General features: G+C 69.4%; 21 protein-coding genes. 13 read left to right on the top strand and 8 right to left on the bottom strand.

Annotation, left to right across the window (positions count from 1 at the left end; translation table 11 throughout):
* The first annotated feature begins 120 nt into the window (after positions 1–120).
* From alaC to thrC, 3 genes are read left to right on the top strand one after another with little or no spacing between them, the layout of a single operon-like run.
* Complete coding sequence (gene alaC / locus BAU06_RS17170) at positions 121–1308, top strand: alanine transaminase (RefSeq protein ID WP_066352624.1); 1188 nt, start codon at positions 121–123, stop codon at positions 1306–1308.
* Positions 1305–2609, top strand: coding sequence for a homoserine dehydrogenase (locus BAU06_RS17165; RefSeq protein ID WP_066352622.1), 1305 nt, complete (start codon positions 1305–1307; stop codon positions 2607–2609). The genes alaC and BAU06_RS17165 overlap by 4 nt, the downstream gene beginning before the upstream one ends.
* Positions 2606–4015: a threonine synthase gene (thrC, locus tag BAU06_RS17160; RefSeq protein WP_066352620.1), complete on the top strand. Its 1410-nt coding sequence runs from the start codon at positions 2606–2608 to the stop codon at positions 4013–4015. Before BAU06_RS17165 ends, thrC begins: the two co-directional genes overlap by 4 nt.
* Before the next feature lie 96 nt (positions 4016–4111).
* Here the strand turns inward: thrC and BAU06_RS17155 are convergent, their stop codons facing one another.
* Together BAU06_RS17155 and BAU06_RS17150 are read right to left on the bottom strand one after the other, a co-directional pair.
* Positions 4112–5086 carry a D-2-hydroxyacid dehydrogenase family protein gene (locus tag BAU06_RS17155; protein WP_066352619.1) on the bottom strand — a complete coding sequence of 325 codons (975 nt, stop codon included), beginning with the start codon at positions 5084–5086 and terminating at the stop codon, positions 4112–4114.
* 52 nt (positions 5087–5138) lie between these two features.
* Positions 5139–6128 (bottom strand): Bug family tripartite tricarboxylate transporter substrate binding protein, encoded by a 990-nt coding sequence (locus BAU06_RS17150; RefSeq protein WP_066352617.1) that lies wholly within the window; start codon positions 6126–6128, stop codon positions 5139–5141.
* 271 nt (positions 6129–6399) lie between these two features.
* Between BAU06_RS17150 and nodI the strand changes: the two genes are divergently transcribed.
* The 3 genes from nodI to crcB are packed head-to-tail and all read left to right on the top strand — an operon-like array spanning position 6400 to position 8602.
* Positions 6400–7353: a nodulation factor ABC transporter ATP-binding protein NodI gene (nodI, locus tag BAU06_RS17145; protein WP_156770259.1), complete on the top strand. Its 954-nt coding sequence runs from the start codon at positions 6400–6402 to the stop codon at positions 7351–7353.
* Between the two features lie 3 nt (positions 7354–7356).
* The gene (locus BAU06_RS17140) at positions 7357–8178 is read left to right on the top strand and encodes an ABC transporter permease (protein ID WP_082993732.1); all 822 of its coding nucleotides are present in this window, start codon (positions 7357–7359) and stop codon (positions 8176–8178) included.
* Positions 8179–8224: 46 nt separating this feature from the next.
* Positions 8225–8602, top strand: coding sequence for a fluoride efflux transporter CrcB (gene crcB, locus BAU06_RS17135; RefSeq protein WP_066352604.1), 378 nt, complete (start codon positions 8225–8227; stop codon positions 8600–8602).
* Between the two features lie 115 nt (positions 8603–8717).
* On the opposite strand, the gene hpnE is transcribed toward crcB, so the two are convergent.
* The 3 genes from hpnE to hpnC are packed head-to-tail and all read right to left on the bottom strand — an operon-like array spanning position 8718 to position 11786.
* Complete coding sequence (gene hpnE, locus BAU06_RS17130) at positions 8718–10094, bottom strand: hydroxysqualene dehydroxylase HpnE (RefSeq protein WP_066352601.1); 1377 nt, start codon at positions 10092–10094, stop codon at positions 8718–8720.
* Positions 10091–10954 (bottom strand): presqualene diphosphate synthase HpnD, encoded by an 864-nt coding sequence (hpnD, locus tag BAU06_RS17125; RefSeq protein WP_066352597.1) that lies wholly within the window; start codon positions 10952–10954, stop codon positions 10091–10093. The genes hpnE and hpnD overlap by 4 nt, the downstream gene beginning before the upstream one ends.
* A 1-nt stretch (position 10955) precedes the next feature.
* Positions 10956–11786, bottom strand: coding sequence for a squalene synthase HpnC (hpnC, locus tag BAU06_RS17120; protein ID WP_066352591.1), 831 nt, complete (start codon positions 11784–11786; stop codon positions 10956–10958).
* 335 nt (positions 11787–12121) lie between these two features.
* On the opposite strand from hpnC, the gene alr reads away from it, so the two are divergent.
* From alr to BAU06_RS17085, 7 genes are all read left to right on the top strand, one after another.
* Complete coding sequence (gene alr, locus BAU06_RS17115) at positions 12122–13219, top strand: alanine racemase (RefSeq protein WP_066359260.1); 1098 nt, start codon at positions 12122–12124, stop codon at positions 13217–13219.
* 106 nt (positions 13220–13325) lie between these two features.
* Positions 13326–14546, top strand: a complete 1221-nt coding sequence (locus BAU06_RS17110; RefSeq protein ID WP_066352589.1) for a CaiB/BaiF CoA transferase family protein — start codon at positions 13326–13328, stop codon at positions 14544–14546.
* A 20-nt stretch (positions 14547–14566) separates the two neighbouring features.
* Entirely contained in the window at positions 14567–15364 is a 798-nt protein-coding gene (locus tag BAU06_RS17105) for an enoyl-CoA hydratase/isomerase family protein (protein WP_156770258.1), read from the top strand.
* Between the two features lie 44 nt (positions 15365–15408).
* Positions 15409–16632, top strand: a complete 1224-nt coding sequence (locus tag BAU06_RS17100) for a CaiB/BaiF CoA transferase family protein (protein WP_066352583.1) — start codon at positions 15409–15411, stop codon at positions 16630–16632.
* On the top strand, positions 16629–19124 hold the full coding sequence (locus BAU06_RS17095; protein ID WP_066352582.1) for an acyl-CoA dehydrogenase: 2496 nt from the start codon (positions 16629–16631) through the stop codon (positions 19122–19124). Before BAU06_RS17100 ends, BAU06_RS17095 begins: the two co-directional genes overlap by 4 nt.
* Before the next feature lie 77 nt (positions 19125–19201).
* Positions 19202–20173, top strand: a complete 972-nt coding sequence (locus BAU06_RS17090) for a Bug family tripartite tricarboxylate transporter substrate binding protein (protein WP_066352580.1) — start codon at positions 19202–19204, stop codon at positions 20171–20173.
* A 76-nt stretch (positions 20174–20249) separates the two neighbouring features.
* A complete protein-coding gene (locus BAU06_RS17085) occupies positions 20250–21212 on the top strand; it encodes a LysR family transcriptional regulator (RefSeq protein ID WP_066359255.1) in 963 nt (320 codons plus the stop codon).
* A 40-nt stretch (positions 21213–21252) separates the two neighbouring features.
* On the opposite strand, the gene BAU06_RS17080 is transcribed toward BAU06_RS17085, so the two are convergent.
* The 3 genes from BAU06_RS17080 to BAU06_RS17070 form a co-directional block, all read right to left on the bottom strand.
* Entirely contained in the window at positions 21253–22107 is an 855-nt protein-coding gene (locus BAU06_RS17080; protein WP_066352577.1) for an amidohydrolase family protein, read from the bottom strand.
* 89 nt (positions 22108–22196) lie between these two features.
* Positions 22197–22811 (bottom strand): carboxymuconolactone decarboxylase family protein, encoded by a 615-nt coding sequence (locus tag BAU06_RS17075; protein ID WP_066352574.1) that lies wholly within the window; start codon positions 22809–22811, stop codon positions 22197–22199.
* A gap of 57 nt (positions 22812–22868) precedes the next feature.
* Positions 22869–23486, bottom strand: a complete 618-nt coding sequence (locus tag BAU06_RS17070) for a glutathione S-transferase family protein (protein WP_066352565.1) — start codon at positions 23484–23486, stop codon at positions 22869–22871.
* Positions 23487–23492 lie beyond the last annotated feature (6 nt).

Here is a 23492-nt window from a genome sequence, read left to right as displayed (position 1 = left end):
ATGTTGCGCGCTCAACACGCCCGAAAATGGGATTTTCCCTGCCATTTGCCGGGTTGCCCGCCTTCGGCTAGATTATCGGGTTAGCCCCTAAAATCCCTTCCCGCATCAAGGATTCCCGTTATGAGGAACTTCTCGCGCATCGAGCGCCTGCCGCCTTACGTTTTCAATATCACGGCCGAATTGAAAATGGCGGCACGACGGCGCGGGGAGGACATCATCGACATGTCCATGGGCAATCCGGACGGCGCCACCCCCCGCCATATCGTCGATAAGCTGGTCGAGGCCGCCAACCGGCCGGACACCCATGGCTATTCGGTATCCAAGGGGATTCCGCGGCTGCGCAAGGCGATTTCCGACTGGTACCAGCGCCGCTACGCCGTGGAAATCGACCCGGACAGCGAAGCCATCGTCACCATAGGCTCCAAGGAAGGGCTGGCCCACCTGATGCTGGCCACCCTGGACCGGGGCGACACCGTGCTGGTGCCCAATCCCAGCTACCCCATCCATATATATGGCGCGGTGATCGCCGGCGCCAATATCCGCTCGGTGCGCATGACGCCGGGCGTGGATTTCTTCGAGGAACTCGAGCGCGCCGTGCGCGAATCCATCCCCAAGCCCAAGATGATGGTGCTGGGCTTCCCCAGCAACCCCACCGCGCAATGCGTGGACCTGGGCTTCTTCGAGCGCGTGGTGGCGCTGGCCAAGGAGCACGACATCCTGGTGGTGCATGACCTGGCCTATGCCGACATCTGCTTCGACGGCTTCGTGGCGCCGTCGATCATGCAAGTGCCGGGCGCCCGGGACGTGGCGGTGGAATTCTTCACCATGAGCAAGAGCTACAACATGGCCGGCTGGCGGATCGGCTTCATGGTGGGCAACCGCGAACTCGTGCATGCCCTGGCCCGCATCAAGAGCTACCACGACTACGGCACGTTCACGCCCATCCAGGTGGCGTCCATCGCCGCGCTGGACGGCCCGCAGGACTGCGTCAAGCAGGTGGTCGAGCAATACCGCAGCCGCCGGGACGTGCTGGCCCGCGGCCTGCACGAGGCCGGCTGGAACGTCGAAATCCCCAAGGCGTCCATGTATATCTGGGCGCAGATCCCCGAGCCCTACAAGGCGCTGGGTTCGCTGGAATTTTCCAAGCGGCTGCTGGCCGACGCCAAGGTGGCCGTGTCGCCGGGCATCGGCTTCGGCGAATACGGCGACGACTATGTGCGCTTCGCGCTCATCGAAAACGAGCAGCGCACGCGCCAGGCCGTGCGCGGCATCAAGGAAATGTTCCGCAAGGACGGATTGCTGAAATGAATCCCATGAAGGTAGGCCTGCTGGGCCTGGGCGTGGTCGGCGGTGGCACCTTTACCGTGCTGTCGCGCAACGCCGAAGAAATCGCGCGGCGCGCGGGGCGCCGCATCGAAGTGACCCACGTGGCGGTGCGCGATGCCGCCAAGGCCACCGGCCGCATCGGCGACGCGGCGGTCGTGACCACCGATCCGTACCAGGTGGTGCGCAATCCGGATATCGATATCGTCGTCGAACTCATCGGCGGCGACACGCTGGCCCGCGAACTGGTGCTGGAAGCCATCGCCCAGGGCAAGCATGTGGTCACGGCGAACAAGGCGCTGCTGGCCAAGCATGGCAACCAGATCTTCGCGGCCGCGTCCGCGCGGGGCGTCATGGTCGCCTTCGAAGCCGCGGTGGCCGGCGGCATACCGATCATCAAGGCCATACGCGAAGGCCTGACGGCCAACCGCATCGAGTGGGTGGCGGGCATCATCAACGGCACTACGAATTTCATTCTTTCCGAAATGCGCACGCGCGGGCAGCCCTTCGCGGAAGTCCTGGCCGAGGCGCAGCGCCTGGGCTATGCCGAGGCCGATCCCACCTTCGACGTCGAAGGCGTGGACGCCGCGCACAAGCTGACGCTGCTGGCCTCGCTGGCCTTCGGCGTGCCGGTGCAGTTCGACAAGGCCTACGTGGAGGGCATCTCCACGCTGGCCCAGGAAGACATCGCCCACGCGGAACGCCTGGGCTACCGCATCAAGCTGCTGGGCATGACGCGCCGCCGTCCCGACGGGATAGAACTGCGCGTGCATCCGGCCCTGATCCCGGCCGAGCGCCTACTGGCCAATGTGGAAGGTCCCATGAACGCCGTGCTGGTGCGCGGCGACGCCGTCGGGCCCACGCTGTACTACGGGCAGGGCGCCGGCGAAGAGCCGACGGCCTCGGCCGTGGTGGCCGACCTGGTGGACGTTACCCGGCTGCATACCGCCGATCCGGGCAACCGCGTGCCGCACCTGGCCTTCCAGCCGGATGCCATGTCGGATACGCCCATCCTGTCCATCGATCAGGTGTCGACATCCTATTACCTGCGGCTGCGGGTGGATGACCAGCCCGGCGTGCTGGCGGATATCGCCCGCATCCTGGCCGAGCACCGCATATCCATCGGGTCCATGATCCAGCAGCCGTCGCATATCGGCGGCGCGGACATCATTTTCCTCACGCACCAGGCCGTGGAAGGCCAGGTCAATGCCGCCATCGGCCGCATCGAGGGCTTGCCCTTCGTGCGCTCACGGGTCACGCGCATCCGCATGGAGAGCCTGTCATGAAGTACGTATCCACGCGCGGCGGCATGGCGCCGCAGGATTTCTCGGACATCCTGCTCGAGGGCCTGGCGCCCGATGGCGGGCTGGCCGTCCCGCAGGTCCTGCCGCGCTTGTCCGCCGAGACGCTGGCCGCCTGGCGCGGCCTGCCTTACGCCGACCTGGCCTTCGAAGTGCTGCGCCTGTTCGCCGACGATATTCCGGCCGACGACCTGCACGCCCTGACGCGCGCCGCCTATACGCAAAAGGTGTTCGGCAGCGAGGACATCGTGCCGGTGCGGCCGCTGGCCGGCGGCATGAGCCTGCTGGGCCTGTCGGATGGCCCGACGCTGGCGTTCAAGGACATGGCCATGCAGTTCCTGGGCCAGGTCTTCGAATACGTGCTGGCCAAGCGCGGCACCACGCTCAATATCCTGGGCGCCACCTCCGGCGACACGGGATCGGCGGCCGAATACGCATTGCGCGGCAAGAAGGGCGTGGCCGTGTTCATGCTGTCGCCGCACGGACGCATGAGCCCCTTCCAGCGCGCGCAGATGTATTCGCTGCAGGACGAGAACATCCACAACATTGCCGTGCGCGGCGTGTTCGACGACTGCCAGGACATCGTCAAGCTGCTGGCCGGCGACCTGGAATTCAAGTCGGCCTGCCGGCTGGGCGCGGTCAATTCCATCAACTGGGCGCGCATTGCCGCCCAGGTGGTGTACTACATCCACGGCTGGCTGCGCGCCACCACGCGAGCCGACCAGCAGGTGTCCTTCGCCGTGCCGTCCGGCAACTTCGGCAACATCCTGGCCGGACATATCGCCCGCCGCATGGGCTTGCCGGTGCGCCGCCTGGTGCTGGCCACCAATGAGAACAACGTGCTGGAGGAATTCCTGCGCACGGGTATCTACCGCCCCCGTTCGGCGGTGGATACCTATGCCACGTCCAGCCCGTCGATGGATATCTCGCGCGCGTCCAACTTCGAGCGCTTCGTCTACGACCTGATGGGCGGCGACGCGGCACGCGTGCAGGCCTTGTGGCGCGAGCTCGCGGAAACCGGCCAGTTCGACCTGTCCGCCATGCAGCCTTCCTTCGAGTCGGAATACGGATTCGTCGGCGGCGTCAGCACGCATGCGGACCGGCTGTCCACCATACGCTCCACCTACGACGAGGCCGGTGTGCTGATCGATCCGCACACGGCCGACGGCGTCAAGGTGGCCCGGTCGTACGTGGAGCCGGGCGTGCCGATGCTGGTGCTGGAAACCGCCTTGCCGGCCAAGTTTTCGGACACCATCCAGGAAGCGCTGGGCCGCCCGGTGCCGCCGCCCGCGGGACTGGCCGACCTGGAATCGCTGCCCCAGCGCGTGCAGATCATGGACTGCGATGCGCAGGCGGTGAAGGCCTATGTGAAGGCGCACGCGGTGCTGTAGGAGGCTCGCTGCGCCATCATGTGGCCGCTGCAATGAATACGGGGCGCGATGCGCCCCGTATTCATTGCCGCGTACCGTAGCCGCCGCGGAGCCGCGTCAGTCTTCGATGCGCAGCACTTCCGGGTTGACCAGATTGGTGGGCGTGCCCGCGCAGAATGCATTGATGTTGTCGAAGGCCGTGCCGAAGTAGGCTTCGTAGTTGTCCTTTTCGACGAAACCCAGGTGCGGCGTGCACAGGGCGTTATCCATGTGCAGCAGCGGATGCGCGGCGCCCAGGATGGGCTCCGACTCGAAGGTGTCGATGGCGGCGTAGCCGGGCCGTCCCGCGCGCAGGGCGGCTTCCAGCGCGCCGGCCTCGATCAGCTCGGCGCGGCTGGTGTTGACGATCAGCGCGCTGGGTTTCATGCGGGCCAGGTCCGCCGCGCGGATCGCGCCTTGCGTGGCGGGGCCCAGGCGCAGATGCAGCGTCAGCACATCGCTGTGGGCGAAGAAGTCCTCGCGGCTGGGCGCGACCTCGATGCCGTCCTCGCGTGCCTGCCGTGTCGAATCGGGACCGCCCCATACCCAGACCTTCATGCCGAAGGCGCGCCCATAGTTGACGACCTGGCGCCCGATGCGGCCATAGCTCCAGACGCCCAGCCGCTGGCCGCGCAATTCCTGGCCCAGCGTGCCTTGCCAGAGACCGGCGCGCAGGCGGTTGGCCTCGGCCACCAGATGCCTGCGGCTGGCCAGCATCAGCGCCCAGGTCAGCTCCGCGGTGGCCGCGCCGGAGCCCGAGCCCTCGGCCACCGCCACGCCGTGGGCGGTGCAGGCCGCCACGTCGATGTGCGGCGCCACCTTGCCGATCTGGCTGATCAGGCGCAAGCGCGGCAGGCGCCGCAGCAGCGCTTCGCCGACCTGGGTGCGCTCGCGGGTCAGCACGATGGCCTCCGCGTCGCGGAAGCGTTCGGCCAATACGTCGACGTCCTTCACGTTGTCGTGGAACAGGGTGACGTCATGGCCGGCGAGCCTGGCATAGCAGTCCAGGCCGCGCACGCAGTCCTGGTAGTCGTCGGGAATGGCGATACGCATGGGAGTGTCTCGTGTGAAGTCGGGGATGTCCGGGCGATGGAAGGCGGCTGGCCTAGCCGATGGAGATGTGCAGGCGGCCGATGGTGTCCTTCCATTGCGCCAGGTCGCCATGGATCAGGCTGGCGAATTGCGCGGGCGGCATGCCGCCGGGGTCGATCCCCACCGAGGCCAGGTACTGCCGCGCCTCGTCGCTGGCCAGGGCGTCGCGCAGCACGCCGTAGAGCGCCTGGCGCACGGGTTCCGGCGTGCCGGCCTTGATCAAGGCGCCATACCATGCGTGGATATCGAAGCCCGGGTATCCCGACGCCGCGATGGTGGGCACGTCGGGCAGCGCCTTGGCGCCCGCGGCGGGCGCCGCCGCCAGCGCGCGCAGCTTGCCGGCGCGCAGATAGGGCAACAGGGTGGGCGTGTCCAGGAACATGAACTGCAGCCTTCCCGCCAGCAGATCGGTCAAGGCCGGCGCGGCGCCGCGATAGGGCACGTGCGTGACCTGCAGGCCGGCACGGTCGGCGAAGAGGGCGCCGGCCAGGTGCGCGGACGTGCCGTTGCCGGACGAGCCGTAGCTCATGGCGCCGGGCTGGGCCTTGGCCGCCGCCACCAGCTCGGCCAGCGTGCGGGCGGGAAAATCCGCGCGCACGACCAGGATGTGCGGAATGAAGGCGGCCACGGTAATCGGTTCGAAGTCTTTTTCGGCGTCGTAGGACACCTGCATCATGGCCGGCGTGGTCACCAGCGTGATGGAGGACAGAACCATCGTGGCGCCGTCGGCGGGCGCGCTGCTGACGGCATTGAGCGCGACCACGCCGCCGCCGCCGGGCCGGTTGTCCACGACCACGGGCTGTTTCAGCTGCGGGCTCATGATCTTGCCCAGCAGCCGTCCCAGGCTGTCCACCGGTCCGCCGGGGGCGAAGGGGACGATCAGCCGCAGCGGCTTGTCGGGCAATGAGGCGGTCGCGGCCATGGCCGGGCGGGGCAGCCAGGGCGCGGCCGCGGCGGTGGCAGCCGCCGCCAACAGGCGGCGACGGGTGGGGGAATGCTGCATGGTGTCTCTCCACATCCGGCGCCGGGGACGCCGGTGAAACGCGGGCCGCGCGACGGCGCGGTGCTTGTTGTCGCGGGCAGTGTAGAGGACGGGAATGAGGGAAGGCGGCGCCCATTTCCAAGCAGTGGAAATGGGCCTCTCCATATCCGGCAAATGGACATATGGACTGTCACGGGACCTTCGCGGCTTTCCGTCGCGGACGCTCCGGAAGCCTGCCATCCCGCGCCGCGGCCGCGGACGCCCGCGGCGACCGCCCCGCTAGAATGTACCGATGACGACGCCAGCGACCTCCCTCCCCGCGCCCGCCATGCCGGCCTTGCGCATAGAAGGCCTGCACAAGCGCTATGGCCGCCGGCCCATCGTCCACGACCTGTCCTTTTTCCTCGCGCGCGGCGAGTGCTACGGGCTGCTGGGTCCGAACGGCGCCGGCAAAACGACTACCTTGCGCACGCTGCTGGGGCTGACGCCATTCGATGGCGGCCGCATCGAGCTTCTGGGCCATCCCGTGCCGGCCCAGGCCCGTCAGGCGCGCATGGGCGTGGGCGTCGTGCCGCAGATGGACAATCTGGATCCGGACTTCACCGTGGCGGAAAACCTTTTGGTGTTCGGCCGCTATTTCGGCTTGCGCGATGCGCAGATCCGCGAGCGTATTCCCGGCCTGCTGGATTTCGCCGCGCTGGCGGCCAAGGCCGACTCGCGCATCGGAGAATTGTCCGGCGGCATGAAGCGCCGCCTGACCCTGGCGCGCGCCCTGGTCAACGATCCGGACCTGATCGTGATGGACGAGCCCACCACCGGGCTGGATCCGCAGGCGCGGCACCTGATATGGGAACGCCTGAAGACGCTGCTGGCGCGCGGCAAGACCATCCTGCTGACGACGCATTTCATGGACGAGGCCGAGCGCCTGTGCCATCGCCTGGGCGTCATCGACCATGGCCGCATGATCGCCGAAGGCACGCCGCGCGCGCTTATCGGCAAGCATGTGGAAGCGCAGGTGGTGGAAGTCTACGGCGACGGTCTGCATGCCTGGCTGGCGCGACATGGCGGCGGCTTGCCGGCGCGCATCGAAATCAGCGGCGAAACGGCCTTTTGCTATACCGCCGACGCGGCGCCCATCGTGCACGCGCTGCGCGACGCGTCCGGCCTGCGCTATCTGCATCGACCGGCCAATCTGGAAGACCTGTTCCTGCGGCTGACGGGCCGCGATATGCGCGAGGAGACCTGAGCCATGGATACGTCCTCGAAGGACGCGCCCCGCTCCGGCGGCATGCCGCCGCTGTGGCGGTGGCCGTGGCCGACGGCGCGCAGCATCGCGGTGATACGCCGCAACTTCCTGGTCTGGCGCAAGACGGCGCTGGCGACCGTCCTGGGCGATGTGCTCGATCCCGTCGTGGCCCTGCTGGCGCTGGGCTACGGCCTGGGCAGCATGCTGCCGGGCGTGGAGGGCGTGCCCTACGTGACCTACCTGTCCGCGGGGTCGATCTGCGTGGGCGTGCTGTACGGCGCGACCTTCGAAGCGACCTACAGCGCGTTCTCGCGCCTGCAGATACAGCGCACCTGGGACGCCATACTCAATACACCGCTCAACCTGGACGACATCGTCTGGGCGGAGATCCTGTGGGCGGCGGCCAAGGCCATGAAGAGCGGGCTGGCCATCCTGCTGGTGGTGATCGCGCTGGATATCTCGCGCGCCGCCACGCTGGCATGGGTGCCGCTGCTGCTGGTGCCGCTGGGCGTGCTGTACGCCGCCATGGCGCTGATCGTCAGCGCCTTGGCGCGCGGCTATGACTTCTTCATGTATTACTTCACGCTGGTCATTACGCCCATGGTCTTTCTATCGGGCGTGTTCTTTCCGGTGTCGCAATTGCCGGCGCCGCTGGTCGCGGTCATGCGCTGGCTGCCCTTGTCGCCGGCCGTGGACCTCCTGCGGCCGCTGGTGCTGGGCCGCGTGCCCGCCGATCCCTGGGGGCCGCTCCTACAGCTGTTTGTCAGCGCGGTCGCGGCGATATGGATCGCGGCCGTGTTGATGCGCCGGCGTTTATTGAGATAATCGCCGGCATTCCAATCGAAGCGGACGCGCGTGGGCGCGGTTTGCCATGTTCACTTCAGGCAATTTCGTGGCGGTCGCCGCGGGCGCCACGCTGGGCGCCTGGCTGCGCTGGGTGCTGGGACTGTTCTTCAATGCGGGCGACTGGCCCTGGGGCACCATGGCCGCCAACCTGGTCGGCGGCTATCTGATCGGCGTGATGGTCGCGCTGGTCGCCGGGCATCCCGATTGGCCGGCGTGGATACGCCTGGCCTGCATCACCGGCTTCCTGGGCGGCCTGACGACGTTCTCGACGTTTTCCGCGGAAACCGTGGCCTTCGTGGAAAAGGGCGCGTACGGCATGGCCTTGCTCTACGCGGGGGCCAGCCTGGCGGGTTCCTTGTTGCTGACCGCCGCGGGCCTGCACACGGTGCGCAGCCTGGGCTGATCGCTTCCTGGCCGGCCCGCGCGCGCCGGGCCGTCTTGACGCGATTTTCCCTGGCGCGGGAACCACGGCGCCGGGCGCATGTCCCGGCGGCCGGCCACGCGGGACATCTCCATCGTCAACCTGTGGATCCGGCCAGGATGGCCTGCGCGGCGCGCATGCCGCTGCGTACCGCGCCCTCCAGCACGCCGGGGTAGCCCGTGTCCGTCCAGTCGCCCGCCAGGGCCAGCCCGCGCCAGGGGGTGCGCTGCGCGGGCCGCGCCATGCCAGGCACCGCCAGGAAGGTCGCCCGTTTGTCGATCAGCAAGGCCGTGCCGTCGACCTCGGGCATGGCGGGCAGGCCGGCGCGCGCGGCCTGTTCGCGTATCTGGCGGATCAGGTCCTGGGTGGCCTGGGCCCGGTCCCGGCTGGCGATGGCCGTCGCCGCGCTGACCACCACGGCGATCTCCGCGCCGGCGCCGGCGGGTCCGCCGCCGCGCTGTCCTCGCGCGCCGGGAAGCGTTCCCGCGGCCAGGCCTGGTCCCTGGCTCAAGGCTGTCCTGTCGAACAGCCATTGGCCGTCATGGCCGCGCGCGCGGTCCTCGGTCAGCATCATCATGGGACGCGGCAGCGTCCACGGCCGGCGCAGCTTCAGGTTCAGCGTGGCGATGGGGGCATGCGGCAGGCGATCCATGCCGGCCACCACGTCTCGCGCGGGGCCCGGGGCCAGCAGCCGCGCCGCGATGGCGGGCGGTACCGCGACCACCGCCGCATCGTGGCGCTCGCCGTCGATCTGGACGCCATCCCGCGCGGGCACCACCGCCTGTACGGTATGGCCATATCGCATCGTGCACCGCGCGGCCGCGGCATCGGCCCACAGCGCGGACAGGTCGGTGCGAGGCAGCAGCATATCGGTGGCGGGGCGCGGTCCGCCCAGGCTGTCGCGCAACACGTTGGCATACAACTGCGCGCAGGCCTGTTCCAGCGGTGTATTCAGCGCCGCCAGGCACAAAGGTTCCCATAGCCGCTGCACGGCCCGCGCGGGCTGGCCGTGCCGCCGCAGCAGGGCCGCCACGGTTTCGCCCTGGACGGCCCGCCAGCCCGCGGCGCGTAGCCCGCGCATCAGCCGCAGGCAGGCCAGGCGGTCGGCCCAGCCCAGGCCGCGGGCGCCAAGCAGCGCCGCGGCCGCGTGCAAGGGCGCGGGCAGGCGCGGCGCGGCGAGCCGGAAGTCGCCATCCAGGCTGGCCAGGCATAGCGGCAGGCGCAGGAAGAGGGCATCGGGGTCACGCCCCAGGCGGCGCATGAGCGCCAGCGTATCGGTGTAGGCGCCCAGCAGGATGTGCTGGCCGTTGTCCAGCGGCGTATCGAAGCCGCCTTGCGGGGGATGGGGCACGCGCCGCGCGCGCCCGCCCGGGGTGTGGCCGCTTTCGTAGACGGTGACGTCGCAGCCGGCCTGGCGCAGGACCGTGGCGGCGGCCAGCCCGGCCCATCCCGCGCCGACCACCGCGGCCTTCATCGCGACAGCCGCCGCACCAGGCCCCGTCCGCCGCCCACCCAGGTGCGCCAGGCCAGCCACAGCTTGCGCAGCGGCGTCAGGGAAATGCGCTGATGCAGCACCTGCCAGTCGTCGCGTTCGATTTCGTCCAGCAGCGCGTGGTAAATGGCGGCCATCATCAGGCCCGGACGCTGCGCGCGCCGGTCGGCTTCGGGCAGGGCGGACATCGCTTCCTTGTATAGCTCGCGCGCGCGCCGCGCCTGGAAGGCCATCAAGGCGCTGAAGCCGGGCGAATACCGGCCGTTCAGGATGTCCGCCGCCTTGACGTCGAATTGCTGGAGTTCGTTGATGGGCAGATAGATGCGGCCGCGCCGCGCGTCGTCGCCCACGTCGCGGATGATGTTCGTCATCTGGAACGCCAGGCCGAGTTTTTCGGCATAGACCAGCGTGGACGGATCGGTGTAGCCGAAGATCGACGCGGACATCTCGCCGATCACGCCGGCCACATGCCAGCAGTATTTGCGCAGGCCCGGCCAGTCCAGGTAGCGGGTCTGGTCCAGGTCCATTTCCATGCCGTCGACCACGGCCAGCATGCGGTCGCGCGGGATGCCGTAGACCTGCAGATGCGGTTCCAGCGCGCGGGTGACGGGGTGTTCCGGCGCGCCGCCGTACAGGCGGTCGATTTCCGTGCGCCACCAGGCCAGCTTGATGCGGGCCACCGACACGTCGCTGACTTCGTCGACCACGTCGTCCACTTCGCGGCCGAAGGCGTAGAGCGCGGTGATGGCGCGCCGCCGTTCCGGGGGCAGGAACAGGAAGGCGTAATAGAAGCTGGAGCCGCTCTTGGCGGCCTTGTCCTGGCAGTATTCGTCGGGAGTCATTTCAGCTGAAAGCGCGCCACATCATGACGCCCCAATCTCGTGCACCCAATTGCGGGCGGTTCATGAACACGTCGTAGCGTGCCCGCTCGATGCGTTCCAGTATACGCAGTCCACCCTGGACGACCAGGCGCAACTCCAGGCCGATGCGGCCGGGCAGCCGGCGGGCCAGCGGCGCGCCGGAGTTTAACAGCGCACGCGTGCGCGCGGTCATGTCGGCCATCAGCGCCGACCAGGCCGGGCTCAGGCGGCAGGTGCCGATATCCTGATCCGTGACGCCGTGCCGGCGCAGCGCGTCTTGCGGCAGATAGACGCGGTCCTTGCGCCAATCGATATGCACGTCCTGCCAGAAGTTCACCAGCTGCAGGCCGGTGCAGATGGCGTCGGCGTCCCGCAGGTTGTCCGCGCTGGCCGCGCCATACAAATGCAGCATCAGGCGGCCGACGGGGTTGGCCGAACGGGCGCAGTAGTCGAGCAGGGCGGCCTCGTCGGCGTAGCGCTTGACCGTGACGTCCTGTTCGAAGGCCGACAGCAGGTCGTAGAACGGTGTGACGGGCAACTGGTGACGGGCGATGGTCGCGGCCAGCGGGTCGAAGACGGCCGCCAGCGCGGGATCGGCCACGGCCCGCACGCCGGGCTTGCCCTGCGCGATGCGGTGCAGCTCCGCGCGGTACGCGGCCAGGCCCGCCAGGCGCTCGGCGTCGGCGGCTTCGCCTTCGTCCGCGATATCGTCGGCGCTGCGCGCGAAACGGTAGATATCGCGCACCGCCGCGCGCAGCCGGGGCGGCAGCAGAATCGAGGCGACGGGGAAGTTCTCGTAGTGGTCGACGGCCATGGCGGCGTAGCGGGATCCTGGGCGGGCAATCGCGCATTTTATCGTTCACGATGCGTTGATCGCCGCTTGCGCGGTCGTGGCGCGGCCGCGCGCCACGCGGCGCTCTGCCGGAAACCGTTGCGGTAGACTTATCGGGCTTCAGGACCGCCGCGATGCCACGACCGATTTCCGTCACTATTTCCGTCTCCGCACTTGCCCATAACCTGGGCGTCGTCCGGCGCCACCTCGACCAGGCCGCGGCGGCCGCGTCGAGGGCCGCATCGCCGTCGGACGACGCTTCGTCAGCCGGCATATCGTCAGCCGGCATATCGTCAGCCGGCATATCGTCAGCCGGCATATCGTCAACCGTCACATCGTCAGCGGGCGCGCTCGCCGACACAGCGCCCGCCGGCGGCCCAGCCGCCGTCGTGGCGCCTTCCATCTGGGCGGTGATCAAGGCGCACAGCTACGGCCACGGCACGGTCCAGGGCATGCAGGGATTCGCCGCCGCCGACGGCCTGGCCATGCTGGACCTGGCCGAAGCCCTGGAATGCCGGGAATCCGGTTGGACCAAGCCCATCCTGCTGCTTGAAGGCTGCTTCGAGCCCGCCGACCTGGAATTGGCCGATCGCTACCGCCTGACGTCCGTCGTGCATAGCCGCGAACAGCTCGATATGCTGGCGCGCGCGCGGCCGGCGCAGCCCCTGGACGTACTGGTCAAGCTCAACAGCGGCATGAACCGGCTGGGCTTCGCTGCGGATGCCTACCGCGGCGCCCACGCCCGCGCGCTCGAATTGCGCGCGCAGGGCATCCTGGGCAGTGTCGGCCGCATGACGCACTTCGCCAATGCGGACGCCGCCCAGGGCGTCGCGGCCCAGCTGCGGGTGTTCCAGCAAGTAGCGGGCGATCTGCCCGGCCCGGTCAGCCTGTGCAATTCGGCCGCCACGCTGCGCTATCCGGAAATCTCGCTGGCGCGCGGCGGTGCCGAAAGCTGGGTGCGCCCCGGCATCTGCCTGTACGGCGCGTCGCCCTTCGCCGATGCCGACGCCGCATCCTTCGGCCTGAAGCCGGCGATGTCGCTGCGGTCGGCCATCATCGCCACGCAGGACCTGCGCCCCGGCGACACCGTCGGCTACGGCAGCCTGTTCACGGCCGAGGCGCCCATGCGCATCGGCGTGGTGGCTTGCGGCTATGCCGACGGCTATCCGCGCCATGCCGGCACCGGAACGCCCATCGTGGTGGCCGGCACGCGCACGCGCCTGCTGGGCCGCGTTTCGATGGACATGCTGGCCGTGGACCTGACACCGGTGCCGCAAGCCGGCATCGGCGCCCCGGTGTCGCTGTGGGGCGCCGACGGCCCGTCCGTGGACGAAGTCGCGCAGGCCGCCGGCACCATAGGCTACGAGCTGCTCTGCGCACTGGCCACGCGCGTGCCGGTACGCACGACGCCCTGACCCTGCCGTGGCGCCGGCCACATAACAGCTTTGTCTCCGGGGGCAGTACCCCGGCCCGCCCGCGATTCATAGACTGTCCGGACATCGTGAATCAAAGGGGTGGGCCTTGCAGCCGGTTTTATCGAATATCAAGGTGCTGGACCTGAGCCGCGTCCTGGCCGGCCCGTGGGCCAGCCAGATCCTGGCGGACCTGGGGGCCGATGTCATCAAGGTCGAGCGGCCGGGGCGGGGCGACGATACGCGGTCCTGGGGGCCGCCCTTCCTGAAGGACCAGGCGGGGCAGGACAGCGCCGATGGCGCCTACTTCATCGCCACCAATCGCGGCAAGCGCTCCATCACGCTGGACCTGCAGACGCCGGAAGGCCAGGACCTGGTCAAGGACTTGTGCCGCGACGCCGATGTGGTGCTGGAGAACTACAAGGTCGGTACGCTGGCGCGCCTGGGCCTGGACTACGCCGCGCTGTCACGCATCAATCCGCGCCTGGTGTATTGCTCCGTGACCGGCTTCGGCCAGACCGGCCCGCGCGCGGCGGAGCCGGCCTACGATTTCCTGATCCAGGCCATGGGCGGCCTGATGAGCGTGACGGGGGAACGCGACGACAAGCCCGGCGGCGGTCCGCAGAAGGTGGGCGTGCCCATCGTCGACCTGAGCACCGGGGTCTATGCGGCGCTGGGCATCGTGGCCGCGCTGCTGCGCCGTACGCAGACGGGGCAGGGGGAATACGTCGACGTCGCCATGCTGGACGTCCAGGTCGGCCTGCTGGCCAACCAGGCGATGAACTTCCTGCTGGGCAAGCGGGTGCCGCGCCGCACCGGTACCGCGCATCCCAACATCCAGCCCCAGCGCACCTTTGCCTGCGCCGACGGCGACATCGTCGTCGTGGCCGGCAACGACGCGCAATTCGCCGCGCTGTGCGGGGTGATCGGCAATCCGGCCCTGGCGCGCGACGAGCGCTACGCCACCAATGGCCAGCGCGTGAAGAACCAGGCCAGCCTGGATCCCGTGCTGGACGCCGCCTTCGCCGGCCAGCCGCGCGCGTATTGGCTGGAAGCATTGAAGAAGGCCGGCGTGCCGGCCGGTTCCATCAATTCGGTGCCCGAGGTATTCGACGACCCGCAGGTCGTCCATCGCGCGATGCTGCGCCAGTTGCCCCATCCCGTGGCCGGCATGGTGCCCCAGGTCATGAATCCCCTGCGCTTCGGCGGCGCCGCCCTGCGCGTGGACCGCGCGCCGCCGCTGCTGGGTCAGCACACGGAAGAAATCCTGTCCGAGATGGGCCTGGACGCGGCGCGCATACGGTCGCTGCGCGAACGCAACGTCATCTGAACCCTGCGAGGGAAACCGCCATGAGCATGCCCGAGGCCTTGACCGGCTCCTATACCGCCCTGGACGTCGCCGTGGAAGACGGCGTGGCCGTCGTCCTGCTGGCCAATCCGCCGGTGAACGCGCTGTCCACCGCGATGATGAACGAACTGTCCTGGGTGCTGGACCGCATCTCCGAAACGCCGGAGGTCCGCGCGGTAGTGCTGTCCGGACAGGGCAGGAATTTTTGCGCCGGCGCGGACCTGAAAAACCGCGCCACCACGATCCAAGGGCCGGGCGACCTGCCGCAGCATTCGCGCCGCACGCGGGAATGCTTCCACGCGATACGGGAATGCGCCAAGCCCGTGGTATGCGCCATCAACGGCGCGGCGCTGGGGGCGGGCCTGGCGATGGTGGCGTCGTGCGACATCCTGATCGCCGCCGCCAATGCCACCGTCGGCCTGCCCGAAATCGATGTGGGCCTGCTGGGCGGCGGACGGCACGGCATGCGCCTGTTCGGCCATTCCAGGCTGCGGCGCATGATGCTGACGGGACTGCGGGTCGATGGCCAGGAACTCTATCGGCTGGGCATCGTGGAGCGCGCCGTGCCGCCGGACGCATTGATGGACGAAGCGATGGCGCTGGCGCGCGAGCTGGCATCCAAGAGCCCGCTGGCCTCGATGCTGGCCAAGCAGACGCTGAATGCCATCGAAGACATGAGCCTGCGCGACGGCTACCGCTACGAACAGGACATGACCGCCGCCATCGCCAGGACGGAAGACGCGCAGGAGGCGCGCCGCGCCTTCCTGGAAAAGCGGCCGCCGGTGTTCAAGGGCCGCTAGCCGGCCGCGGCCTTCCCGCATTCCCCGGATACCAAGGAGACATCATGAGCGGGGCCCTACATGGCGTGAAAGTGCTGGACCTGAGCCGCGTGTTCTCGGGCCCGTGGGCGGCGCAGATGCTGGCCGATTTCGGCGCCGACGTCATCAAGGTCGAGCGCCCGGGGCGCGGCGACGACGTGCGCCACCAGGGCTATCCCCTGCCGGCCGCCGACGGCAGCCCGAGCAGCGAAACATCGTCCTTCGTGGCGATGAACCGCGGCAAGCGTTCGCTGACCGTCGACATCGCCCGGCCCCAGGGCCAGGCGCTGGTGCGCCGCCTGGCGCGCAAGGCCGATGTCGTCATCGAGAATTTCAAGGCCGGCGACCTGCGGCGCTACGGACTCGATCACGAATCGCTGGCGCGCGAGAATCCGCGGCTGGTGTATTGCTCCATTACCGGCTTCGGCCAGGATGGCCCCTACAGCCACTTGCCGGGCTACGACCCGATATTCCAGTCCATGAGCGGCCTGATGAGCGTCACCGGCGTGCCGGACGGCGAGCCCGGCGCCGGCCCGGTCAAGGTCGGTTATTCCGTGTCCGACCTGACCGCCGGCTTCTACGCGGTCTGCGCCATTCTCGCCGCCCTGCGGCACCGCGACCAGGTGTCGGGACAGGGCCAGCACATCGACCTGGCCCTGCTGGACGCGCAGATCGCCGCCATGTCGCACATCGGCATGAACTACCTGGCCAGCGGCACGCCGCCGGCCCGCATGGGCTCGGCATCGGCCATCACCGCGCCGTTCCGCGCCTTTGCCTGCCGCGATGGACACTTGATGGTGGCCGTGGGCAACGATACGCAGTTCCAGGCCTTTTGCGAGGCGATCGGCCTGCCGGGCCTGGCCGCCGATGCGCGTTTCGCCACCAATCCGCTGCGCGCGGCGGCACAGGCCGAATTGTCGGCGCTGATAGAACCCGCGATGCGCGTGCGCACCGTCGCCGAGTGGAATGACGCCCTGGGCCGCGCCAAGGTGCCCTGCGGCCCCATCTACAGCCTGGACCAGGTGTTCGAGGATCCGCAAGTCCGGCACCGCGGCATGCTGGGACGCATGGCGCATCCCTGCCTGGGCAGCATGCCCTTCATCCGCAATCCCATCCGGTTCTCGGCCACGCCCGTCCGGGCCGGCCTGCCGCCGCCCATGCTGGGCGAGCACACCGCCGCCGTGCTGGCCGCGGAACTGGGCATGAGCGACGCGGAAATCGCGCGCTTGCGGGAGGAGGGCATCGTATGACGGCACCGGACGAATCGCTGATCGAAGCCATCCGCGACAGCGCGCGCGACCTGCTGCGGCGGCATGACCAGCGGCGGCGCAAGCGCCGGGGCGCGGCGCCCGACCGGGATTACTGGCGCGAGATCGCCGGCGCGGGCTGGATAGGCATGGGCGTGCCGGAAGCCCTGGGCGGCTTGGGCCTGCCCTGGCAGGCCACGGCCGCCGTCATGGAGGAAGCCGGACGGGCGCTGTTGCCCGAGCCGCTGGTCGCCGCCGCCGTGCTGCCCACGGCCTTGCTGGCGCGCCTGGAGGAAACCGCCGGCGGCCGCGATCAGGACGACGCGGGCCGGCGATCCGATGGTCCGCAAGCCGATGGCCGGCAATCGGAGGACCGGCAATCGGAGGACCGGCGCCTATCCGCCGCGCGCCGGCAATTGCTGCGGCAGATTTGCGAGGGCGATTGCATGGTGGCGCTGGCCTGGCAGGAAAGCGAAGGCCAGCTGGAGGCGGGCGAGGCCGCCGGCGCCTTCGGCGTCAGCGTCGCATCGCGCGAGGGCGCCTATGTCCTGAACGGCGAGAAGCGGCATGTCATTCCCGGCCAGGGCGTCGACGGCTGGCTGGTCCCGGCCGACGGCGAGGACGGCCCGGCGCTGTTCCATGTGGCCGCCGGAACTCCGGGTGTCGGCGTCGCGGGCTATGTGCGTGCCGACGGCACCCATGCCTGCCACCTGTCGCTGGAATCCGTCGCCGTCGCGCCGGAGTGCCTGTTGGCGCGGCACGAGGTCCTGGATGCCGTCGACGCGGCGCTGGACATCGGCCGCCTCATGCAATCCGCCGAGATGTTGGGCGCGGCGCGCCAGGTGCTGGCCGATACGGTTGCCTACCTGAATACCCGGCAGCAGTTCGGCCGGCCGCTGGCATCGTTCCAGGCCTTGCAGCACCGGCTGGTGGATGCGGCGATGCAGGTCGAGCTGGCGGCAAGCAGCCTGGCCAATGCGCTCAAGGGGCTGCCCGAGGCCGACAAGACCGCCGCGCGGGCCGCGGCCAGCCGCGTCAAGGCGCGTGCCGCCCGCGCCGGGCTCGAGGCGGCGCGGCTGGCGGTGCAATTGCACGGCGCCATCGGCTATACGGACGAATGCGACGTCAGCCTGTACTTCCGTAGCGCCCTGCACCAGGCCGCCTGGCTGGGGAACGCCACCGCGCACCGGCAACGCTTCGGCGCGCTATCGCCGATGCCGCGCGAGGAGACCGGCATCGGCGACGCCGGCCATGCCTGGCCGGCGGATGGCGACAGGCCGTCCCACGAAGATGCGGACGCGCCGGCGGAGCGCGGCAGCGCCGCGCCGCCTGCCACGGATTTCCCCCGCGACGCCGACTGGAACGCCATGCCGGAGGCCGAGTTCCGCGACATGCTGCGGCGGTTCTTCCACGCGCACTATCCGCGGGCGCTGCGTCATGTGCCGCGCCGGCTGCACTGGGATGAAATCAAGGCGTGGTATTTCACGCTGGCCCGGCAGGGCTGGATCGCGCCATCCTGGCCGCGCGAGCATGGCGGCATGGCGCTGGCGCCGGACCGCCTGATCGCCTATATCGAGGAGGCCGAACGCCATGGCGTGGCGCGCGCGCCGGACCAGGGGCTGGTCATGCTGGGCCCTATCCTGTTCCGCCACGGCACGCAGGAACAGCGGGACCGCTTCCTGCCGGGCATCCTGTCCGGCCGGGACGTCTGGGCGCAGGGCTATTCGGAGCCCAATGCCGGTTCGGACCTTGCCGCCCTGCGCTGCGAGGCCGTTGCCGACGGCGACGACCTGATCGTCACGGGCCAGAAAACCTGGTCGACGCTGGCGCAGGACGCCACCCATATGTTCATGCTGGTGCGGACCGACAAGACGGTAAAAAAGCAGGCCGGCATCAGCTTCCTGCTGGTCGACCTGGACAGTCCCGGCGTGAGCCGCCGACCGATCCGCACGCTGGCCGGCCACGAGGAATTCTGCGAAGTGTTCTTCGACCGGGTGCGCGTGCCGCGCGCCAATCTGGTCGGCGAACTGAACGCGGGCTGGAGCATCGCCAAGGAGCTGCTGGGTTTCGAACGGCTGTTCAGCGGGAGCCCCAAGCGTGCCAACCACACCCTGCGGCAGATCCACGTCCGCGCGCGGCAGCGCGGCTTGCTGGCCGACGCGGGCTTTCGCGATCGCCTGGCCGAATTGCGGCTGGATGCCGCCGACCTGACCGCCATGTACGAGGTCTACGCCGACATGGCGCGGCGCGGGCGGCCCTTGCCGCCGCAACTGTCGCTGCTGAAGATCTGGGCCACGGAAACGCACGAGCGCCTGGGCGCCTTGTTGATACAGTCCGCCGACGAATATGGCGGCGCGGCGGTGGATCACCCCCACGGCGGGGTGTATGCCCTGGCTCCCTATGTCAATGCGCTGGCCGCCACCATCTTCAGCGGGACCAACGAGATACAGCGCAATATCTACGCCAAGCAGGTCCTGGGCCTGGAGGGCGCATAAGCGGCCGGCGCGCCGCGCCATGCGCCGCCGCGCCGGCGTATCCGCGAGAAGACCGATAAACACGAGGAGACAATCCGATGAACACATGCCGCGTCTTGCTGGCCGCCGTGCTGGCCTTGAGCGCATTGCCCGCGGGCGCCACGGGTGCCGCCGCATCGTGGCCGAGCCAGCCCATACGCCTGATCGTGCCTTATCCTCCCGGCGGCTCGGTCGACAATCTGGCGCGGCTGCTGGCGCCCACCCTGGGCCAGAAGCTGGGGCAGCCCGTCGTCGTCGAGAACAAGGCGGGCGCTTCCGGAACCATAGGCGTGGACGCCACCGTGCGCGCCGCGCCGGATGGCGGCACCTTCGGCTTCGGCGTGCCCGGCGCCATATCCGGGCTGCCGCACGTCATGAAGGTGCCGTACGACGTCGCCGCCATCCAGTATGTGTCGCTGGTGGCGCGCATCCCCGTGGTCTTTGTCGTCAATCCCGCCATGGCCGAAAACAGCCTGCCTGCCTTCATCGCCGCGGCGAAGAAGAACCCGGGCAAGTACAACTATGCGTCCGCGGGCAACCTGACGACGCCGCACCTGGCGGGGGAACTGCTCAAGCAGCAGGCGGGCATCGAGATCATGCATGTGCCCTACAAGGGCGCGGCGCCCGCGGCCACCGCGCTGCTGTCCAATGAAGTGCAGATGTTCCCCGCCGATGCGTCGGCGGTGCTGGCCTTCATCAAGGCGGGCAAGATGCGCGCGCTGGCGGTGGGCAGCCCTGAGCGTTTCGTGGGCCTGCCCGACGTGCCGGCGACGCGCGAACTGGGCATGCCCGGGGTGCAGGTGGAGTCCAACTATGGCGTCATCGCGCCCACGGGCACGCCTGCCGCCATCGTCGACAAGATGGCCGCGGCCATCGCCGCGTCCTTGCAGGAGCCGGCGCTGCGCGCCCGCATCATCGAGCAGGGCGCGGTGCCGCAGGCCACCACGCCCGCGGAGTATCGCAAGCTGATGGAGTCGGAGTCCCGCAAATGGGGCGAGGTCATCCGGCGGGGCAACCTGGGGTTGCAGTAGGCAAGGCGCCGTGCCCGCCGCGGAAGCGGCCGGCGCTGCCGTATAGTGTCCACGCCTATTGCTCCCGACCGCCATCATGCCATCCGCCAAAGCCCCCGGGCCCAGCCTGGACCTGACCGCCGATCTTCACAAATGGCGCGCCTTCGTCGCCATCGCCGAACTGGGCAGTATCACCCGCGCCGCCTTGTACCTGGACCAGGATCAATCGGTGCTGAGCCGGCGAATCAACGCGCTGGAACGCGAATGCAACGCGCGGCTCTTCAATCGCACGGGGCGGGGCGTGCATTTGTCCGAAGTGGGCGAGCGGCTTTTTCCCCTGGTCCAGGTGCTGCTGGAAAACGCGGAACGCCTGGAGCTCGAAGTCAATGGGCAGGCGCGCGAGCCGGCCGGCGAAGTGCGGCTGGGCCTGCTGCCTTCCACCGCCCATCCGCTGATCCGCCGGCTGTTTTCACGGCTGCGCGAGCAGTATCCCAAGGTCCACCTGCGGATATTCGAAGGGTCGAGCGGCCAGATAGAGGAATGGCTCACGGACAGCCGCGTGGACATCGCCATCCTGTACCGCTATGCCGAAAAATGCCCGCCCGGCGAAACCGCCCTGGCGTATGTGGAGTCGTATCTGGTCGGGGCGGCGGGCGATGCGCGCACGCGCGCGGGCGCCATCCCGTTCGACGCCCTGGACGGATTGCCCTTCATCCTGCCCGGCGCGCCCAACGGCCTGCGCAACACGCTGGACGGCCTGGCGCGGGCGCGCAAGATCCGCATCGCGCCGCTGATCGAGGCCGATTCGCTGCCGCTGATGAAATCCATCGTCGAACAGGAAAACATGTACACCGTGCTGCCCTTGCACGCCGTTTGGCAGGAAGTGCAGGAAGGCCGGCTGAGCGTGGCGGCGCTGCGCGATCCCTCGCTGGGCCGCATCATCTCCATGGCGTATTCGCGCAGCAAGGGACCGGGCCGCACCGTGATGGAAGTGGCCGGGCAGATCGAGGCCCTGGCGCGCGAGATCGGCGGCGAGGGCGTCTGGCACGTCAGCCCTTGAAGCGGCGGCGCCGATATGCCCCGGCGTGCCGAAGCGCCGGTCAACCCGGCGTGTAGCCGTACAGTCGGGCCGGATTGTCGACCCACACCTTGTGCCGCAGGGCATCGGTGCCCAGCCAGTCCCAGGCCAGGTCCAGCAAGGCGTCGGCCGCCGGGGCCTTGTCCCCCATGCGCACGAAAGGCCAGTCCGACCCCCAGACGATCCGATCCGGATTGGCGGCGGCGAAGGCGTCATGCAAATAGCGGGCATCGGCGTAATCGGGCGCGGTGCCGACGCGGCACAGGCTCAGTTTCATCCAGATCGCGCCATCGGCCAGCAGGCCGCGCAACAGCTGGAACGCCGCATCCCCGGGGCCGCGGGCCGGCACCAGGCTTGCCATGTGATCGATGACCAGCGTCAGGCCCAGGCGGGCCAGCGCCGGTAGATGGCGTGCGTGGACGTCGCACGGTGCCCACAGCTGCGCATGCAGGCCGTGCTGCTTCATGCGGGGCGCCAGCGCGGCGATCCGGTCGAAGCCGACGCTGCCGGGAAACAGCCGCCCGGCGGGATCGCGCGCCTCGACGAAGCGCAGCGCGCGCACGCCGCCGTCGTACAGGGCCCGCAGCTGGGCGTCGGTGACATCGGCATCGGCCACGGCCACGCCGCGCAGGCGGTCCGGGGCCTGCCGCAGCGCATCCAGCAAGGCGGAAGGCTCGGTGCCGTAGGGCGCGGGCTGCACCAGCACGCCGCGCCGCGCGCCCAGCGTGTCCAGCATGGTCAGATAGCGCGCCACCGGCGCATCCGGCGCGGCATACGAAGAGGCGTGCCGCAGCGGAAAGCGGTCGTAGGGACCGAAGACATGGCAATGCGCGTCGCAGGCGTCCGGCGGCAGCACATGGCGCGGCCGCCCCGGCATGCGCGGCGTTTCCGTGGCAGCGGGGAGGGTGGGCTGGCGGTCGCCGTGTGCCGCGCGTTCCCCGGCGCTCGTTGGGTCTTCCCCGGCCTTCATTGCGCCATCCCCGGCGGCAGCGGCGCCAGGCGGCTCAGCGCCGGCTGGCCGCCTTCGGCCGGCACGTCCAGCGGAGCGGGCGCGTCGTCAGGCATCGGTATCTCGTGCGCATTCAGTGTCATGGACACCAGCGTGTAGTAGCCGATCACCGCCGTCAGCTCGACCACGCCGGCCGCGTCCCAGTAATCGAGGGCCCGTGCGTACAGGGCGGGCGCCACTTGCCCGGTCTCCTGGAGCTGGCGCGCGTATTCGTAGACGACTTCGTCGGCGGGCGTGTCGAAGACAGGCGTGCGCCGTGCGCGGATCGCCTCCAGCACCGTGGGCGAAATGCCCGCCGCGGCCGCGGCCTGGGCATGGATGTGCCACTCGATCTGGCTGTTCCAGCGCCGCGCCGTCACGACGATGGCCAGTTCGCTGACGCGGGGCGGCAGGCGGGTGCCGAAGCGCAGCAGGGCGCCGAAGGCCTGCCAGCGATCCGCCAGCTCGGGGTTGTGCAAGGCGGCGCGCAGCGGCCCGACCAGCCGGCCGCGCGGGCCGGACACGATGCGCTCGTAGACCTGGCGTTGCGCGTCGCTCATGGTGTCCGGGTCGGGGAAGGGAATGCGGCTCATGGGCTGTCCTCTGTGTGGTCGTCTCGTCGGGGTGCCTGCGTCGTGCCGTGCCGGCGTTCAGGCCGCCGCGTCGTCCGGCTGGCTGCGCGCGACGGAGGGCCGCGCGCTGAATTCCCGGTGCCAGGCCGCCAGCAACGGATGGCCGTCCCGCCACGGCATATCGGAAAAGCGATAGTCCAGGTAGGAAAGGGCGCAGCCGATGGCGATCAGGCCCAGGTCGAAGGGCGTTGCCTGCAAGGCGGGCGCTTCTTTTTCCAGGGCCGCCAGCACCGCGTCGACCTTCAACCCGAATGCGTCCAGCCAGGCGGGCGTCTGCCGCGCCGGCGGCTTGTTGCGTTCCTGGCGATAGAGCAGCAGCACGTCCATCAGGCCGTCTCCCAGGGCCTGCCGCCGCTCGGCGGTCAGCCGCGCGCGCGGTTCGGCCGGCAACAGGCCGGAGCCGGCCAGATCGTCCAGATAGGCGCAGATGACGCGCGAGTCGTAGATCGCCGTGCCATCGTCCAGGACCAGCGTGGGCAGCTTGATGAGCGGATTGTCGCGCACCAGTTCCAGATTGGGCTTGTCCATCGCCACCGGCGTGCGCACGCATGCCACGCGGTCGGCGATGCCCGCTTCGTGCAGCACGATCATCACTTTGCGCACGAAAGGCGAGCGCGGCGACCAATGCAGTTTCATTCGAGT

This window comes from Bordetella bronchialis, assembly GCF_001676705.1.
Classification (GTDB): Bacteria; Pseudomonadota; Gammaproteobacteria; order Burkholderiales; family Burkholderiaceae_B; genus Bordetella_C; species Bordetella_C bronchialis.
This window is presented reverse-complemented; position numbering and strand designations above follow the sequence as displayed.